Genomic DNA, 15364 nt, shown 5'->3' with positions numbered 1-15364 from the left:
CGCCGAGCAGGCCCGCAGAAGTTGACCAATCGGCCACACGAACACGCCCCAGGCGGAAGCGGCAGGGGGTGCAATTGCCGGCGGCCGGGCGGATCCGCGACATGACCTCGGGGAAACGGCTCGACCAAGGCATCGCCCTGGGGCCTGTGGGGGTCGCTCTGCGCGATCGCGAAGCGCCGGCCGTCCGATAGTCAGGTGAAATGGGGCGGCGCCTGCGGGTGGCTCCGGGCAAGAGTTCGGCGAAACGGGGCCGGCTCGGACGCCGACGTCCCGGCCCGGCGGTGGGACGGGGTCAGACCTTGGCCGGTAGGCGGCGGTGCAGTTCGGCCAGCAGCACCTCGGGGGCCGGCGACATCAACCCCACGTCGACCAGGTAGGCGGTCTGGCCGTTGCGGCGGCGGGTGCGGGGTGGGCGGCCGGCGCCGTGCAGGGGTTCGGCGAAGTCGGCGTCGACGGGGGTGATGATGAGTTCGGTGAAGGGGCCGCGGTAGCGCAGCGCGACCTCCCCTACGCCCGCCCACGGAATGTGCACGGGGCGGCGGCCGGTCGCGGCGAAGTCGAGGCCGCGCATCGAGCTGTGCAGCCAGCCCAGGCGGTTCCAGGCCACGAGCAGGATCAGGGCGGTCAGCGCGACCGGGACGATCAGCGCCAGCTCGAGGTAAAGCACCAGGTCGCCGGTCGTGGGGGTGTCGCCGATGGCCAGCCTGAGACCGGTGAACAGGGCCAGCGAGGTGATCCAGACGGCCGCGACGACCCACAGCATCGTGACGAAGACCATGGCTCGGGGCTGGAAGAACGTCACCGTGTCGTCATCGGGTCCGAGCACCTCGTCGATGTGCGTCACGATGGGATTATGCCCTGATTCGTGGCCCCTGTGGGGAATTATGAGGGGGTGACGGTGACGCGTTTGGGCAGCCTGGGGGACATCGACGCCGCGGCCGGACTCCTCGACGAGTACCGGCAGCACTACGGCGCGAATCCGGCGCCCGAGGCGGTCGGGGAATGGCTGCGCGAGCAGGTCGAGTCGGCCCGGGCTCGCGTCTATCTGGCCGGTGAGGCGGACGGCATCTGCACCGTGGCGGTAGTGCCGGCCGCTCTCACTCTGCGTACGGTGTGGCTGGTGCGGGACCTGTACGTGAAACCGTCGGCGCGACGCCGCGGAGTGGCCCGGGCCCTGCTGACCGCGGTCGAGGAGGAGGCCCGGGCCAGCGGCGCGCACCGCCTCTCGCTGCAGACCGAGACCGCGAACGTACGGGCCATCGAGCTCTACGCCCGCACCGGGTTCGCGGCCCTGCCCGAAGTGACAGTGATGGACAGCCTGATCTAGACCGGCACCGCCACGCGCGGCTCCTCGGACTTGGCCGCCGCCTTGCTCTTCAGGTAGCCGTACAGGCGGTAGATCAGCAGCAGCTCGAACGCCACCATCAGCACCGACGACAGGATCGCGACGGGCACGATCTGCTTGACCACCGGGCCGATGATGAAGACGAACATCATGAACTCGATGCCGCTGAACAGGTGCGGGCGGATCCGGTGCCGCACGAGGAAGTTGCGCAGGCGCCACACGGCCGACTCGTTGCCGGTGGCCTCGGCCACCACGACCGGGCCCGACGGCGCGTCCTCGTCGGTCATCACGACCGCGCCCTGGTTGACGTCGGCCCGCACCTTGCCCATCTGCAGCGCGTTGAGGTAGCGGAACATGTCGAGGAAGACGACCACACCGCCGACCCAGAGGTAGGTCAGGTTCTCCGTCGCCGCATACTGACCCCCGAACAAGCCGACCGCGCAGATGGCCACGCGCAAACGGTCGAACACGTAGTCGAGCCACGACCCGAAGGCCGAACCCGTCCCGTTCAGGCGGGCGATCTTGCCGTCCATGCAGTCCAGGACGAAGCTGAGGTGGAACAGCAGGGCCCCGAGCAGCAGCCACGGGTAGTCGGCCCGCCAGAACGAGTACGCGCTGCCGATCCCGACGACGAAGGCGAGGATGGTCAACCGGTTGGGCGTCACCGAGCGCCACGGCTGCACGAGCCAGACCAGGCGGGAGGCGAGCGGGTCGACCAGGCCGACGGTCCACCAGGCGTCCCGCTGTTTGTACGTGCGGTCGCGGATCACTTCGAGTGGGAACCGCTGCGTCATCCCGCATCTCCTGCTGCTACCGAAACATGAACGATCAACCGCGCGGACCTTACTAGAAGTTGAACGGACCGCAAAGGACGCCGGCCATAAAAACGGACGGAGGCTGATCAATGGATGCTAGTCACGTCGCCGACGATCTACAGAGCGTGATCCTGACCGAACAGCAGATCCTCACCCGCGTCGGCGAGCTCGCGGCCGAACTGCACAAGAACTTCGGTTCCCGTACGCCGGTGCTGGTCGGCGTCCTGGGCGGCGCCGCCACCTTCACGGTAGACCTGGCCCGCGCCTACCCGGGTCAGGTCGAGATCGGCTGGATGGCGGTGAAGTCGTACAGCACCGGCAACCGCGCGTCGGGCTCGGTGCGGCTGCTCAAGGACCTCGACCTCGACATCACCGGCCGTGACGTCGTGATCGTGGACGGGGTCATCGACACCGGGCTGACCATGTCGTGGCTGATCGCCAACCTGGCCCAGCGCGAACCGGCGTCGATCACCGTGTGCGCGCTGCTGCGCAAGCCCGAGACGGCCCACCTCGAGGCCGGCACCCCCACGTACATCGGATTCGATGTCGGTGCGGGCCTGATCGTCGGGTACGGGCTGGATCACGAGGGCCACTACCGCAACCTGCGGTGCGCGGCGGTGCTGGCCCCCGAGGTGTACGCGGCGCGGCGCGGCCGACGGGTGGTGCCGCGCGGCCGCACGTAGGCTGTTACCCATGACTGAGTTCGACGGCCTCCCGGTGCTCCGTTCCCCCGTGGCGATCGCTGCCTTCGAGGGCTGGAACGACGCGGCGGACGCATCGACCGCGGCCGTGGAACACCTCGAGCAGGTGTGGTCGGCCCGCGAGATCTCCACCATCGACCCGGAGGACTTCTACGACTTCCAGGTCAGCCGGCCGACGATCACCATGGCCGAGGGTGAGACCCGCAAGATCGAGTGGCCGACGACCCGCTTCATGGTGGCCAGCCCGCCCGGCGCCGACCGCGATGTCGTGCTGATCCGCGGCATCGAGCCCAGCATGCGCTGGCGCACCTTCTGCGAGCAGGTGCTCGAGGTCTGCCACAGCCTCGAGGTCAACCGGATCGTCCTGCTGGGCGCCCTGCTGGCCGACGTGCCGTACACGCGCCCGCTGCCGATCAGCGGCTCGACCAGCGACCGCGAGGCCCAGGACAAGTACAAGGTCGTCCCCACCCGCTACGACGGCCCGACCGGCATCGTCGGCGTCCTGCACGAGGCCGCGGGCCGGGCCGACCTCGACGCGCTGTCGTTCTGGGTGCACGTGCCCCACTACGCCAACAACCCGCCCTGCCCCAAGGCGACGCTGGCCCTGCTGAGCCGCCTCGAGGACGTTCTCGACCTGCCCGTCCCCCTGGCCGACCTGGCCGAAGAGGCCGACGAGTGGGAGAAGCGCGTCCGCGCCGCCGCCGAGCAGGACGCCGAGCTGGGCGAATACGTGCGCGAGTTGGAAGAGCGCGTCGGCGACGAGGGCATCCAGCCCCTGACCGGCGACGAGATCGCCAGCGAGTTCGAGAAGTACCTCCGCCGCCGCGGCGGCTCCGCGGGCCCGACCGCCGGCTCCTGGTAGGCGGCCGCCCACCCGTCTGCGCCCGAGCGGTTTCGCGTTCCTCCGGTCAGCAGCTCTGGCCGTGAGGCAGACGGGTGTCGGCTATCGCGGTGGCGATCCGCTGGAAGGCCTGCTGGTCGGCGGGGTCGAGGTCAGCGGCGATGTCGGGCAGGCGCTGGGCGATGTCGGCGTGGAGCGCGTCGGCGATCAGTTTGCCCTCGGCCGTCGCATAGAGCGTGATCACGCGCCGGTCACGGCCCGGGCTCTCCCGCTGGACGAGGCCCCGGCGCTCGGTGCGGTCGACCAGTTGACTGAGCGCGTTCTTGGCCATGCCCAGGGCCGCGGCCAGTTCCGCCATGCGCCGGGGCCTGTCCGTGACGCTGCACAACAACTGGCCCTGGGCCGGCGTCAGGTCATGGTCGCCGCAGATCTGAACGAACCGCCGCTGAATCACGATCGAGAGTCCGACCAGCGCGTTGCCGAACTCGGGGCTGTTCACGACGACATCGTAACGTTGCACAAGTTCATGCCGTGAACTACTTTGGTTCACGGCATGAACTACGGTATCGAGGGAGCAGTCATGGCGTTCGAGACCCGTCGCGGCACGCGCGGCGCCCGGCAGCCCGGCGGCCGCCTGATGGCCTGGGCGAACCGGTTGATCATGCGCCGCATCCGCCGCGGCCAGGGCGTCGGGGCCGACACTCTCGTGCTGACCACCATCGGCCGCAAGAGCGGCGCCGAGCGACAGAACCCGGTCAACTACTTCCCCGGCGACCGCGGTGCCGACAGCTGGCTGATCGTCGCCTCCGCCGCCGGCGCGGCCGGCAACCCCGCCTGGTACTACAACCTGGCCGCCCACCCCGACCAGGTGCGCATCGAAATCGGCGGCCGCGCGATCCCGGTGACCGCCGAACAGCTGACCACCCCGGACCGCGAGCCGGCCTGGCGCAGCATCGCCGCCGCGTCGGCCCGCTTCGCCCAGTACCAGACCAAGACCGACCGCGAACTCCCCGTGATCCGCCTGACCGTACGCTGACCAGCCCATCAGCCCCAGCGACGACCTCCCCGCTTACGGTCGCCGCCCGGCCGAAGTTCATGTCGCAGAGCCCATCGGATCCGCAGCCCGATCGTGCGCCGGCCGGGACTGCGAATCGGGCCCGACGGCATCGGTGCGAGGTCGCATCGGCGTGTCGCTGCGATCTGGGACACAGCGTGTCGGGCATCCTAGGAACCTAGGGCCTAGGAGGTCGGGATGACGATCAATCCGGGAGCGGCCGAGTTTCCGCATCGGCAGATTGCTGGTCAGCTCAAGGAGCGCATCCGGCGCGGGGACTGGCAGCCGGGCGAGCGGCTGCCGAGCATTCCGGCCATGGCCGAGATGTTCGGGGTGGCCAAGCAGACCGTGCAGCGCACCGTCGACCAACTGCGGGTCGAGGGCATCCTGATCACCAAGCCGGGCTCGGGCACCTACGTCCGCGGCACGCGGCGGCGGCTCAACCGGCTCTCGCGGGGCCGGTACGGCGCGCATCGGGGCTATCACGCCGATCTCGCCGCCCGCTACCGGCAACAGCTTGTTTCCGTACGCCGTGAGGCCGCCCCGCCGGAGGTCGCCGACGCGTTCGGCGTGCGCGACGGCACCGAGATGCTCGTGCGCCGGCACATCGTGCGCGCCGACGACGCCGCGGTGGAGGTCGGCGCGTCCTGGTTCCGGGTCACCGAGGCCAGCGGCACGTCGCTGGAGCGGGCCGAGGCGTTCGGGCGACCGCTCTATCAGGAGGCGGAAGAGGTGCTCGGCAAGCGCTACGCCTCGGCCACCGACACGATCAGCGCCCGGCAGCCGAGCCGGGAGGAGGCCGAGATCCTGCAGATCCGGCCCGACACCCCGGTGCTGCACCTGCTGCACGTCGCCTTTGACGAGACACGCAAGCCCATCGAGGTCGCCCAGGCGACCTGGCCGGGCCCGATGACCACGCTGACCGAGGAGTACAAGATCCCGGCCCCGACGCCGGATCCCGACCCGGACCCGGGGCTGGCCCTGGCTTGATGCCCAGCCGTCACCGTCACCCTCGAGGTCCGACCCGGCCGGATGACGGTCGCGGCCATAGTGGATCATGTCGCGATGCACGTCGAGGACTCCCCGTTCCCAGCCACCTGGTGCGGCACCGATCTCATGGCGGCCGGCGTGTCGCTCCGGCCGCGGGCCGGAACCTACGGCCACTACGAGTACGGCGATCTGCCCGCGCTTCCGTTCGAGCTGCGCGGTGACTTCGCCTGGCTGGATCGGCAGCGGCCGCACGAGAAGTGGCCGATCCTCGGCAACGCCGACGCGAGCCTGCCCGCGCTCATCGCCGCCTGCTCGCATGCATCGCTCGCCCTTCCGCCGCCCTTCGTCCAGTTCCTGGGTTCGGCGGACCGGCAGCGGCGCGTCCGCTCGAGCACGGCCTGCTTCGTCGATCTGGACGTGACACCGGTGCCGGCGCCGACCGGGCGTGGGCACCTCATTCGTTTTCTCGCCGACCAGCAGGGCTGCGTGTACTGGTATCTGTACCTCGCAGCGGAGGGCGGTGACCATGCGGTAGTTTCGTCCGCCGGTTTCTACGGCACGGACGACGAGGACGAGGACGACGTCACGATCGACTTCAACGCCGAATCGTTCGAGGCGTTCATGTGCCGGTTCTGGCTGGAGAACGAGATCTGGTTCGCGGCGACCGGCGGCACGCCGATGCCGGAGGGTGGCGACGAGTACATCGCCCGCTACCACGCCGCCTCCGCCTGAGACAGCAGAAGACCCGAGGTGCCCTGTGCGAAGGGCGCCCCGGGTCCAGTGCTGTCAGGCGGTGCTCAGTTGCCGATGATCGGCAGGTTGAGGCCGGTGTTGTCGTGACCGTTCGGGCTGAGCAGGTTCAGGATCGCGAACTGGCTGTACGAGTCCTGGCTGCTCTGGTCGACGAAGAAGTCGTCCCCGAACGGGCCGCCGGCGACGGCGGCGCTGGCGGGGGCCGCGAAGGCGAGGCCGGCGGCGGTGGCGAGCATGAGACCGGCGATGTAGCGGACCGGACGACGCATGGTGTTTCCTTTCGGACGTTTTCAGGAACACCCCAAGTCTGTCCGAATTGTGCCCAAATCGTGGCTTATTTCCGTTAAGTCAAGTCGACCGTGTGGAATGTTCCGGAACCGCCCAGTAGCCCGGATCGAGCGTCTAAGGTCCTCGCGGGGCGGCCTCCACCCGAAGCGCAGCGGCCCGGGCGTGTAGCCCGAGCCGCGACAAGCAAAGAGAAAAGCGCTGTCAGAGGCGTACGCCGAGCAGTGCGTCGACCGTCCGGGCCATCAGCGCCGGCGCCTCGTCGTCGTCGCCGGCGCCGGACAGCGCCGCCTCGGCCCACGCGTCGACCACGGCCAGCGCCGCCGGCGAGTCGAGATCGTCGCTCAGTGCCTCACGCACCGCCGCCACCAGCCCCTCCCCCGACGGACCGGCCGGGGCGGCCGCGGCCGAGCGCCAGCGGGCCAGCCGCTCCTCGCCCGTCTTGAGCACCTCGTCGGTCCACTCGCGGTCACCGCGGTAGTGGCTCGACAGCAGACCCAGCCGTACGGCCATCGGGTCGACCCCGTCACCGCGCAGGCGGGACACGAAGACCAGGTTGCCCTTGGACTTCGACATCTTCTCGCCGTCGAGCCCGATCATGCCGGCGTGCACGTAGTGCGAGGCGAACGGGGCCCGCCCGGTCAGCGTCTCGGCGTGCGCGGCCGAGCACTCGTGGTGGGGGTAGAGCAAGTCGTTGCCGCCGCCCTGGACATCGATCGTCTCGCCCAGCCGGTCGAGCGCGATCGTCGTGCACTCGATGTGCCAGCCGGGGCGGCCGGGGCCGAGGTCGCCGCCGTCCCAGGCCGGTTCGCCGTCGCGGGCGCCGCGCCACAGCAGCGGGTCGAGCGGGTCGCGCTTGCCCGCGCGGTCGGGGTCGCCGCCGCGCTCGCGCGAGAGCGAGATCATCTCGTCGCGGGAGAGATTGGACTCGTAGCCGAACCGCGGGGCGGCCGCGATCGAGTAGTAGACGTCACCGGTGCCGTCGTCGAGCATGTAGGCCGCGCCGGAGGAAATGAGCTCCTGAACATGCGTCGTGATCAAAGGGATCGACTCGACCGCGCCGACGTAGTGGGCCGGCGGGATGATCCGCAGCGCCTCCATGTCCTCGCGGAACAGGGCCGTCTCGCGCATGCCGAGGACGATCCAGTCCTCCCCGTCGCGGGTCGCGCGCTCGAGCAGCGGGTCGTCGATGTCGGTCACGTTCTGCACGTAGTTGACGTCGAGACCGGCGTCGCGCCAGGCCCGGTTCACGAGATCGAAGGTGATCATCGTGGCCGCGTGGCCGAGGTGGGTGGCGTCGTAGGGGGTGATGCCGCAGACGTACATCGTCGCCGTGGAGCCGGGCGCCGAAGCGGAAACCGAGCGGCGGGCCGAGTCGTAGAGGCGCGGCGGGGTCGCCGTTCCCGGCAGGGTCGGCACGTCGTGCCCGGTCCATGAATCCATGCCAGAACACTATCCAGCAGTTGTGACAGGACGCCCGGCGGCGTGAACAAAACTACACAGGCGGCCAGGGAATGGCGGGCCAGTCCTGGGGCGGATCGGGGAACCGGCCCCGCCGCAGCAGCCGCCGCGCACGCAGCCGCACCTGCTGCACCTCGCTGATCGTCAGGTGGTCCTCGAGCGCGGCGCCCAGGTCGGCGTCGAGCCGGGCCAGCAGCGCGGGCAGCACCTCGGCCGCCTCGGGGATCAGCGGCTTGCCGGTCCAGCCCCAGAGCACCGTACGCAATTTGTTCTCGACGTGGAAGCTGACCCCGTGGTCGACCCCGTGCACCGAGCCGGTGGCCGGATAGAGCACGTGCCCGCCCTTGCGGTCGGCGTTGTTGATCACCGCGTCGAACACGGCCAGCCGGGCCAGCCGCTGGTCGTCGGCGTGGGCCAGGGCGTAGGCGTCCCCGTCCTCGTCGCGGGCGTTGGCCACGGCCAGCCAGCCCTCGGGCACGTCGTAGGCGGGCACGAAGCCGATCAGCGACTCGGCCGTGGCCGGCTCGTCGATCCAGAGTTGCAGCGCGCCGGAGCCGAGCGGGCCGTCGCGCAGGATGGTGGGGGGAACCAGGTCCCACCCCGTCGCCTGGGACACCAGGTAGGCCGAGACCTCGCGGCCGGCCAGGGTGCCGTCGGGGAAGTCCCACAGCGGGCGCTCACCCTGCACCGGTTTGTAGACGCAGCGCCGGGTCAGCCCGTCGAGCGTGATCTCGGCCCGCAGCGTGGTGTTGGACGCGTCGACCAGCCGGCCCTCGATCTCGAGCCGGCCGCGGCTGAGCAGGTCGAGGGCGTCGGCCTCGGCCAGCGCGGCGGCGGGCTCGGTGGTCACCGGTGGTAGCCGTTGTGCCGGGGGCAGAGGTGACCGGCCGGGTCGAGCGGCTGGCCGCAGAGCGGGCACGGCGGGCGCCCGGCCGCGACCACCCGGCGGGCGCGGTCGATGAACGCGCGGGTCGCCTCGGGGGTCAGCCGCACCCGGAGCCGATCGAGGTCGTCGTCCGGCTCGTCATCGTCGTCGTCGGGCTCGTCCTCGTCGTCGACCTCTGGGGAGGAGTCGTCTTCGAGCTCGATCTCGACCTCGGCCTCGCCGGCCTCGATCGCCTCGATGACCACGGTGCTGGTGTCGACGTCGAAGGCCAGGCCGAGGGTGCCGACCCGGAACTCCTCGTCGACGGGGGTGTCGAGCGGCTCGTTGTCGTGCACGGCCAGCACGGGCGCCTCGGGCAGCGAGACCCCGAAGCGCTTGTTGGCCTCGACGAGCAGTTCCTCGAGCTTCTCGGCGAGCAGCGAGACCTGGACCTTCTCGAGCGCGACGCTGACGACGCGGCCGCCACCACGGGCCTGGAGAAAGAAAGTCCGGTCGCCGGGCTCGCCCACCGTCCCGGCGACGAACCGCTCCGGCGGCTCGAACGAGTGCACCTGGTGGGTCATGCGGTCAACCCTAACCGCGAAGGGGAGGGCCCGCGCAGCCCGGACGGCCGGGTTCGCCGAGGGCGCAACGCACACCAGCCTGCGGTAACACGCCGGTCACACAGAGCAGTCAGACCCCGCCGCCGGAGCCACCGCCCACGGCGGCGTCGGAGCGCTCGGCGTTTGCCGTCGGCGGTGGGATGAGCGACTGCAGGTCGGCGGTGTCGTTCAGGCGTACGACGAAGGGCCGGGTCGGCGTGTAGCGGATGACGCTGACCGAGGCCGGGTCGGCCACGATGCGCTGGAACTGGTCGAGGTGCAGGCCCATCGCGTCGGCCACGATGGCCTTGATCACATCGCCGTGGCTGCAGGCCAGCCACAGCGCGTCCGGCCCGTGGGACTCGGTGACCCGGGCGTCCCAGCGCCGGACGGCGGCGATGGCGCGGGCCGACATCGCGGCCATCGCCTCGCCGTTGGGGAAGACGGCGGCGCTGGGGTGCTGCTGCACGACCGGCCAGAGCGGTTCCTTGGCCAGCTCCTTGAGCGGGCGGCCCTCCCAGTCGCCGTAGCCGCACTCGGTCAGCTCGTCGTCGACCTCGGGCGTCAGGCCGGGCAGGGCCAGCTCGACGGTCGTCCGGCAGCGGACGAGCGGGCTGGTCACGACGGCGGCCAGCGGCAGCGCGCGCAGCCGTTCGCCGGCCCGCTCGGCCTGGGCCCGGCCGGTGTCGTCGAGCTCGACCGGGCGGCGGCCGGCCAGCTCGCCGGTGGCGTTGGCCGTGGTGCGCCCGTGACGCAGCAGCAGGACGGTGGCCACTACTCGGCCACGCCGGACTCTTCGTAGGCCTCGGCGACGATCCGCAGGGTGTCGAGGCCGCTCTTCAGGTCGCCGACGTACGGGCTGATCGACAGCGTGCCCACCCCCGCGGCGGCGTACTGCTTGATCCGTTCCTTGACCTGGATCTTGTTGCCGAGGATCGAGGTGCGCTCGATGAAGTCCTGCGGCACGGCCTCGGCCGCCTCGGCCTTCTGGCCACTGAGATAGAGGTCCTGCACCTTGGCTGCTTCGTCGGCGTAACCCATGCGTACGGCCAGCTGGTTGTAGAAGTTCTGCTCCCGGCTGCCCATGCCACCGACGTAGAGGGCCGCGTAGGGCCGGATCACGTCGGCGCACCAGGCCACGTTGTCGCCGATCACCACGGGCACGCTCGGCGCCACGTCGAAACCGGTCAGCCCGAGCCCGTGCTTGGCCCGGCCGCGCTCGATGTGCTGCAGGTACTCCCCGGCCGCGTCGGGCGCGAAGAAGATGGCCAGCCAGCCGTCGGCGATCTCGCCCGCCAGTTCGAGATTCTTGGGGCCGACCGCGGCCAGGTAGATCGGCACGGCCTCGCGCGGCGGGCGGAAGCCGAGCCGCAGCGCCTTGCCGGGGCCGTCGGGCAGCGGCAGCGTGTGGTGCTCGCCCTGGTACGACACGGGCTGGCGGGCGATGGCCATCTTGACGATCTCGACGTACTCGCGGGTGCGCGACAGCGGCTTGGCGAAGCGCACACCGTGCCACCCCTCGGACACCTGCGGGCCGCTGACGCCCAGGCCCAGGCGGAACCGGCCGCCGGACAACGTGTCGATGGTGGCCGCCGTCATCGCGGTCATCGCCGGCGTCCGCGCGGGGATCTGCATCACCGCCGCGCCCAGGTCGATCTGCTGGGTCTGGCCGGCGATCCAGGCCAGCATGCTCACCGAGTCCGACCCGTAGGCCTCGGCCGACCACACCACGGCGTAGCCGAGCCGGTCCGCCTCCTGGGCCATGGCCAGATGGTCGGCGGGCGTGGTCCACGCCGCCTGGTAACCGAGATTCAGTCCGAGCCGCACGATGTCCCCCTCCGCCCATGAACAACGTCACCCGAAGCCTACTGACTGTCCCGTGAGCGATTTCGGTCCGGTTACCGACGGGGTTGACGCGAGCGCGGGCATTTCGCTATGGGCGTTGTCTGAATAAGGTTCACTCATGCTGCAACGACCGCTCGGCCGTAGCGGGCTGGCGGTTTCGCGGCTCGCCCTCGGCACCATGACCTGGGGCCGGGACACCGACCCCGACGACGCGGCGGCGCAGCTCAAGCTGTTTCTCGAGGCGGGCGGCACGCTGCTCGACACGGCCGACGTGTACGGCGACGGCGACGCCGAGGACGTGATCGGCTCGCTGCTCGACCACCTCGTGCCGCGCGACGAAGTGGTGATCGCCACCAAGGCCGGGCTCACCCCGCACGGGTTCCGCCGCCGCGACGGCTCGCGCGGCAACCTGCTGCGCTCGCTCGACGCGTCGCTGCGCCGGCTCGGCACCGACTACGTCGACCTGTGGCAGGTGCACGGCAACGACCCGATGACCCCGCTCGAAGAGACGCTGGGCGCGCTCGACCATGCGGTGAACAGCGGCCGGGTGCGCTACGTGGGTGTCTCGAACTTCGCGGCGTGGCAGACCGCGCGCGCCTCGACCTGGCAGGCGGCGTACCCCGGGCGGGCCCCGATCGTGGCCGCCCAGATGGAGTACTCGCTGCTCGAACGGGGCATCGAGCGTGAGCTGCTGCCGGCCTCGGCCGCGCTCGGCTTCGGCGTGCTGGCCTGGTCGCCGCTGGGCCGGGGCGTGCTGACGGGCAAATACCGCAACGGCCGCCCGCTCGACTCGCGTGCCGCCACCGAACACCTCGCGCCGTTCGTGCAGACCTATCTGGAGCCGCGCAGCTCCAGCATCGTGCAGGCGGTGGTCACGGCCGCGTCCGGTCTGGGCGTCTCGCCGGTCGAGGTGGCGCTGGCCTGGATCCGCGACCGGCCCGGGGTGGCCGCGCCGATCCTGGGCGCGCGCACGGCCGGGCAGTTGCAGGGCGCGCTGCAGAGCGAGGACCTGACGCTGCCGGCCGAGATCGCCAACGCGCTCGACGACGTGTCGGCCATCGACGTCGGCTACCCCGAGCGCGAGGGTGTCGGCTACCCGGACGGCGAGGGCTGAGTGTTCCGCCCGCTGGTCAGCCCCACGACTTACCGGCGGGCCGTGTTCCTGCTGCTGGGCGCCGTCATCTTCACCCCGTACGCGTTGATCGTGGCCCTGATCGTCGGCATGTTCGCCGCGGCCCAGGAGGACGTGGCCGGCGTGATCGCCACCGGCCTGGTCGCGGCGGCCATCGGGGCGGTCCCGCCGTTCCTGGGCGGCACCCGCGAGCTCGAGATCGCCGCCGCCCACGCCCTGCTCGGGGTCGATCTGCCCGCCCACGACCGCAACCGCCCGCTGACCCGCGAGGCCCGGCTGCGGGCGCCCTGTGGTTCGGTCTGCACCTGTTGACCGGCGCGGTGATCGGGGCCGGCGTGCTGATCGCGCTCCCCCTCGCGGTGCTCTCGATCGCCGGTCAGGAGAAGCTGCTCGGGCCGGTGCCGGGCGTCGCCGTCGGCCTGGGTCTTCTCGTGATCACGCTGTACGCGACGGCCGGGCTCGGCTCGCTGGCCGCCACCATGGCCCCGGTGCTGCTCGGGCCGTCGCCGGCTCTCGAGGCGCAGGAACGCAAGCTGGCCGAGCGCAACCGGCTGGCTCGCGAACTGCACGACTCGGTCGGCCACGCGCTGACCGCCGTCACGATCCAGTCCGGGGCGGCCCGCACGGTCTTCGACAGCGATCCCGCCTTCGCCCGGCAAGCCCTGCAGAACATCGAAGAGCTCGGGCGTACGGCCTTGGAAGAGCTGGACGCGGTGCTCGGCCTGCTCCGCGACGCCGGGGCGCCGACCCTGCGCGACCTCGACCGCCTGCTCACCGCGGCGGTCGACGCGCGGGTCGACGACGTCGAGGTGCCGGCGCCGATCTCGCGCGAGGCCTACCGCATCGTGCAGGAGGGCCTGACCAACGCGGCCAAGCACGGCACCGGACGACCCACGCTGCGCATCACCGGGCCGGACGACCTGGTCATCGAGATCACGAACACGGTCGGCCCCTCGCTCCCGGGTGGTGGCGGCCGGGGTCTGGCCGGCATGCGCGAACGCGTACGCCTGCTGGGTGGCACCTTGCGGGCCGGAGCGGACGAGGGAGTGTGGCGGGTCGTGGCCCGCCTGCCGAGCGGAGGGAACACATGACCCGGGTGCTGATCGTGGACGACGACGACCTGATCCGGGCCGGGTGCTGGTGCTCACCACCTTCGAGAACGACGAGTACGTGTACGAGGCCCTGGCCGCCGGGGCCAGCGGCTTCCTGCTCAAGCGGGCCCGCCCGGAGCGGATCACCGAGGCCGTGCGCCTGGTCGCCCGGGGCGACTCGCTGCTCTTCCCGGCGGCCGTGCGCCGACTGGCCGCCGCCCACCACCGCCCGTCCGGCGGGCGCCTGCCCGGGCCGCGGCTGACCGAGCGCGAGGCCGAGGTGCTGGGGCTGATGGCCGAGGGCCTGTCCAACGCCGAGATCGCCGGCCGGCTGGTGCTCGGCGTCGAGACGATCAAGACGCATGTCGGCAGCGTGCTCGGCAAGCTGGGGGTGCGCGACCGCACGCAGGCGGTCGTCATCGCGTACCGGACGGGCTTCATCTCCCCCTAGCGAGGGATCGGTTCCCCCGCGGCCGGGATCTCTCGCGGCCGGCGAATCGAGATCGTCGATGCATGACGAACACGGCACAGAAACTGGCGGCCGGCTGGGCCGCCCTCTACGGCACGGTCGCGCTGGTCTGGACCTGACCGGGCGCGGTTACCCGTACGGCCCGGGCAGCGACGCGGGCGACACCAGCGCGTTGCGGACGTTGTCGCCGGAGGCCGGCGCACCGCTGTTCGCCGGCGTCCTGCTGGTGGCGGCCGTGATCATGCTGACCCTGAGCGGCCGGCGGACGGTGGCGGCCCCGCTGCGAGCGGCCCTGTTGACGTACATCTGGTTGGTGGTCGCCGTTCTGCTGGTCGTGCTGCCCGACATACGGCTGCTCACGCTGGCCGGCTACCTGCCCATGCTGATCATCGGCTTCCCGTTCGGCTGGCCACCGGTCGACTACGCCGAGATCTTCACTTGGACCCTGGCCAACCAGGCGTTCGCCGTGCTTGGCGGTCTGCTGCTGGCCCGGGCGGCGCTGCGCTGGCAGTTCGGGAGCATCGGGGCGTGCCCCGACTGCGGCCGCAGCGACCGGCCCGGACGCTGGACGCGCGAGTCGGCCGCCCGCTGGGGCAAGCCGGCCACTTACCTCGCGGCCGTCATTCCTCTGCTGTACGCCGTGGTGCGGCTGGCCTGGGCGGCCGGGATCCCGCTCGGCATCTCGCGCGAGTTCCTGGACGAGATGCAGGAGACCGGCCTGGTCTGGGCCGGCGCCGGGCTCGGCGCGTTCGCGGTGGCCGGCGCGATCCTGACCCTGGGCCTGGTGCAGCGCTGGGGCGAGGTGTTCCCGCGGTGGATGGTCGGTCTGGCCGGCCGGCGGGTGCCGATCCGGCTGGCCACCGTGCCGGCCACCCTGGTCGCGATCTTTGTGATGTCGGCCTCGGTCGGCTTCTTCACCCAGTCCGGCGCGTCCGCCGGGACGGCCGTCCACGGCCTCGCCGCCGCCCCGATCCTGACCTGGCCGTTCTGGAGCCTGAGCCTGGGCGCGGCCACCCTCGCCTACTACCTCAGGCGGCGTCCGGCCTGCACGAACTGCGGGCGAGGACACCGGCCCGCGGGGCTGGTGTCCAGGGCGGAAGCGGGAGCATATTAGT

At 71.3% G+C, this 15364-nt stretch carries 20 protein-coding genes; 11 read left to right on the top strand and 9 right to left on the bottom strand.

The features are described 5' to 3' along the window. Positions 1-292: 292 nt before the first annotated feature. A complete protein-coding gene (locus M1L60_RS05635) occupies positions 293-844 on the bottom strand; it encodes a hypothetical protein (RefSeq protein WP_253236204.1) in 552 nt (183 codons plus the stop codon). Between the two features lie 48 nt (positions 845-892). On the opposite strand from M1L60_RS05635, the gene M1L60_RS05630 reads away from it, so the two are divergent. Next, positions 893-1327, top strand: coding sequence for a GNAT family N-acetyltransferase (locus M1L60_RS05630; RefSeq protein WP_253236203.1), 435 nt, complete (start codon positions 893-895; stop codon positions 1325-1327). On the opposite strand, the gene M1L60_RS05625 is transcribed toward M1L60_RS05630, so the two are convergent. Then, positions 1324-2139, bottom strand: coding sequence for a CDP-alcohol phosphatidyltransferase family protein (locus tag M1L60_RS05625; protein WP_253236202.1), 816 nt, complete (start codon positions 2137-2139; stop codon positions 1324-1326). The two genes, M1L60_RS05630 and M1L60_RS05625, sit on opposite strands and share 4 nt — an antisense overlap. A gap of 110 nt (positions 2140-2249) precedes the next feature. Here M1L60_RS05625 and M1L60_RS05620 point away from each other — a divergent pair, with 110 nt between their 5' ends. Both M1L60_RS05620 and M1L60_RS05615 read left to right on the top strand, forming a co-directional pair. Next, the gene (locus M1L60_RS05620) at positions 2250-2843 is read left to right on the top strand and encodes a phosphoribosyltransferase (RefSeq protein WP_253236201.1); all 594 of its coding nucleotides are present in this window, start codon (positions 2250-2252) and stop codon (positions 2841-2843) included. 10 nt (positions 2844-2853) lie between these two features. Next, the gene (locus tag M1L60_RS05615) at positions 2854-3723 is read left to right on the top strand and encodes a PAC2 family protein (protein ID WP_253236200.1); all 870 of its coding nucleotides are present in this window, start codon (positions 2854-2856) and stop codon (positions 3721-3723) included. 46 nt (positions 3724-3769) lie between these two features. Here M1L60_RS05615 and M1L60_RS05610 read toward each other — a convergent pair whose 3' ends face one another. Continuing rightward, positions 3770-4201: a MarR family winged helix-turn-helix transcriptional regulator gene (locus M1L60_RS05610; protein ID WP_253236199.1), complete on the bottom strand. Its 432-nt coding sequence runs from the start codon at positions 4199-4201 to the stop codon at positions 3770-3772. An 81-nt stretch (positions 4202-4282) separates the two neighbouring features. Between M1L60_RS05610 and M1L60_RS05605 the strand changes: the two genes are divergently transcribed. From M1L60_RS05605 to M1L60_RS05595, 3 genes are all read left to right on the top strand, one after another. Then, complete coding sequence (locus tag M1L60_RS05605) at positions 4283-4738, top strand: nitroreductase/quinone reductase family protein (protein WP_253236198.1); 456 nt, start codon at positions 4283-4285, stop codon at positions 4736-4738. Between the two features lie 216 nt (positions 4739-4954). Beyond that, positions 4955-5746, top strand: a complete 792-nt coding sequence (locus tag M1L60_RS05600) for a GntR family transcriptional regulator (protein WP_253236197.1) — start codon at positions 4955-4957, stop codon at positions 5744-5746. A 126-nt stretch (positions 5747-5872) separates the two neighbouring features. Beyond that, positions 5873-6478: a hypothetical protein gene (locus tag M1L60_RS05595; protein ID WP_253236196.1), complete on the top strand. Its 606-nt coding sequence runs from the start codon at positions 5873-5875 to the stop codon at positions 6476-6478. Between the two features lie 65 nt (positions 6479-6543). Here M1L60_RS05595 and M1L60_RS05590 read toward each other — a convergent pair whose 3' ends face one another. The 6 genes from M1L60_RS05590 to M1L60_RS05565 form a co-directional block, all read right to left on the bottom strand. Beyond that, complete coding sequence (locus tag M1L60_RS05590; protein WP_253236195.1) at positions 6544-6768, bottom strand: hypothetical protein; 225 nt, start codon at positions 6766-6768, stop codon at positions 6544-6546. A gap of 220 nt (positions 6769-6988) precedes the next feature. After that, a complete protein-coding gene (gene mshC / locus M1L60_RS05585; protein ID WP_253236194.1) occupies positions 6989-8227 on the bottom strand; it encodes a cysteine--1-D-myo-inosityl 2-amino-2-deoxy-alpha-D-glucopyranoside ligase in 1239 nt (412 codons plus the stop codon). 52 nt (positions 8228-8279) lie between these two features. After that, on the bottom strand, positions 8280-9095 hold the full coding sequence (locus tag M1L60_RS05580) for an SCO1664 family protein (RefSeq protein WP_438862074.1): 816 nt from the start codon (positions 9093-9095) through the stop codon (positions 8280-8282). Next, positions 9092-9694 (bottom strand): DUF3090 domain-containing protein, encoded by a 603-nt coding sequence (locus tag M1L60_RS05575; protein ID WP_253236193.1) that lies wholly within the window; start codon positions 9692-9694, stop codon positions 9092-9094. The genes M1L60_RS05580 and M1L60_RS05575 overlap by 4 nt, the downstream gene beginning before the upstream one ends. A gap of 109 nt (positions 9695-9803) precedes the next feature. Beyond that, positions 9804-10487, bottom strand: coding sequence for a histidine phosphatase family protein (locus tag M1L60_RS05570; RefSeq protein WP_253236192.1), 684 nt, complete (start codon positions 10485-10487; stop codon positions 9804-9806). Further along, positions 10487-11539, bottom strand: coding sequence for an LLM class F420-dependent oxidoreductase (locus M1L60_RS05565; protein ID WP_253236191.1), 1053 nt, complete (start codon positions 11537-11539; stop codon positions 10487-10489). The genes M1L60_RS05570 and M1L60_RS05565 overlap by 1 nt, the downstream gene beginning before the upstream one ends. Positions 11540-11675: 136 nt before the next feature. Between M1L60_RS05565 and M1L60_RS05560 the strand changes: the two genes are divergently transcribed. Genes M1L60_RS05560 through M1L60_RS05540 form a run of 5 tightly spaced genes read left to right on the top strand, consistent with a single transcriptional unit; the run spans position 11676 to position 15363 of the window. Further along, complete coding sequence (locus M1L60_RS05560; RefSeq protein WP_253236190.1) at positions 11676-12671, top strand: aldo/keto reductase; 996 nt, start codon at positions 11676-11678, stop codon at positions 12669-12671. Next, a complete protein-coding gene (locus M1L60_RS05555) occupies positions 12672-13001 on the top strand; it encodes a hypothetical protein (RefSeq protein ID WP_253236189.1) in 330 nt (109 codons plus the stop codon). It begins immediately after the preceding gene. After that, the gene (locus M1L60_RS05550) at positions 12998-13780 is read left to right on the top strand and encodes a sensor histidine kinase (protein ID WP_253236188.1); all 783 of its coding nucleotides are present in this window, start codon (positions 12998-13000) and stop codon (positions 13778-13780) included. Before M1L60_RS05555 ends, M1L60_RS05550 begins: the two co-directional genes overlap by 4 nt. A 43-nt stretch (positions 13781-13823) precedes the next feature. Further along, the gene (locus tag M1L60_RS05545; protein WP_438862073.1) at positions 13824-14231 is read left to right on the top strand and encodes a response regulator transcription factor; all 408 of its coding nucleotides are present in this window, start codon (positions 13824-13826) and stop codon (positions 14229-14231) included. Between the two features lie 58 nt (positions 14232-14289). Beyond that, a complete protein-coding gene (locus M1L60_RS05540; protein ID WP_253236187.1) occupies positions 14290-15363 on the top strand; it encodes a hypothetical protein in 1074 nt (357 codons plus the stop codon). The last annotated feature ends 1 nt before the right edge of the window (position 15364 follow it).

The sequence above is a fragment of the Paractinoplanes aksuensis genome (genome assembly GCF_024137025.1).
GTDB classification, from domain to species: Bacteria; Actinomycetota; Actinomycetes; order Mycobacteriales; family Micromonosporaceae; genus Actinoplanes; species Actinoplanes aksuensis.
This window is presented reverse-complemented; position numbering and strand designations above follow the sequence as displayed.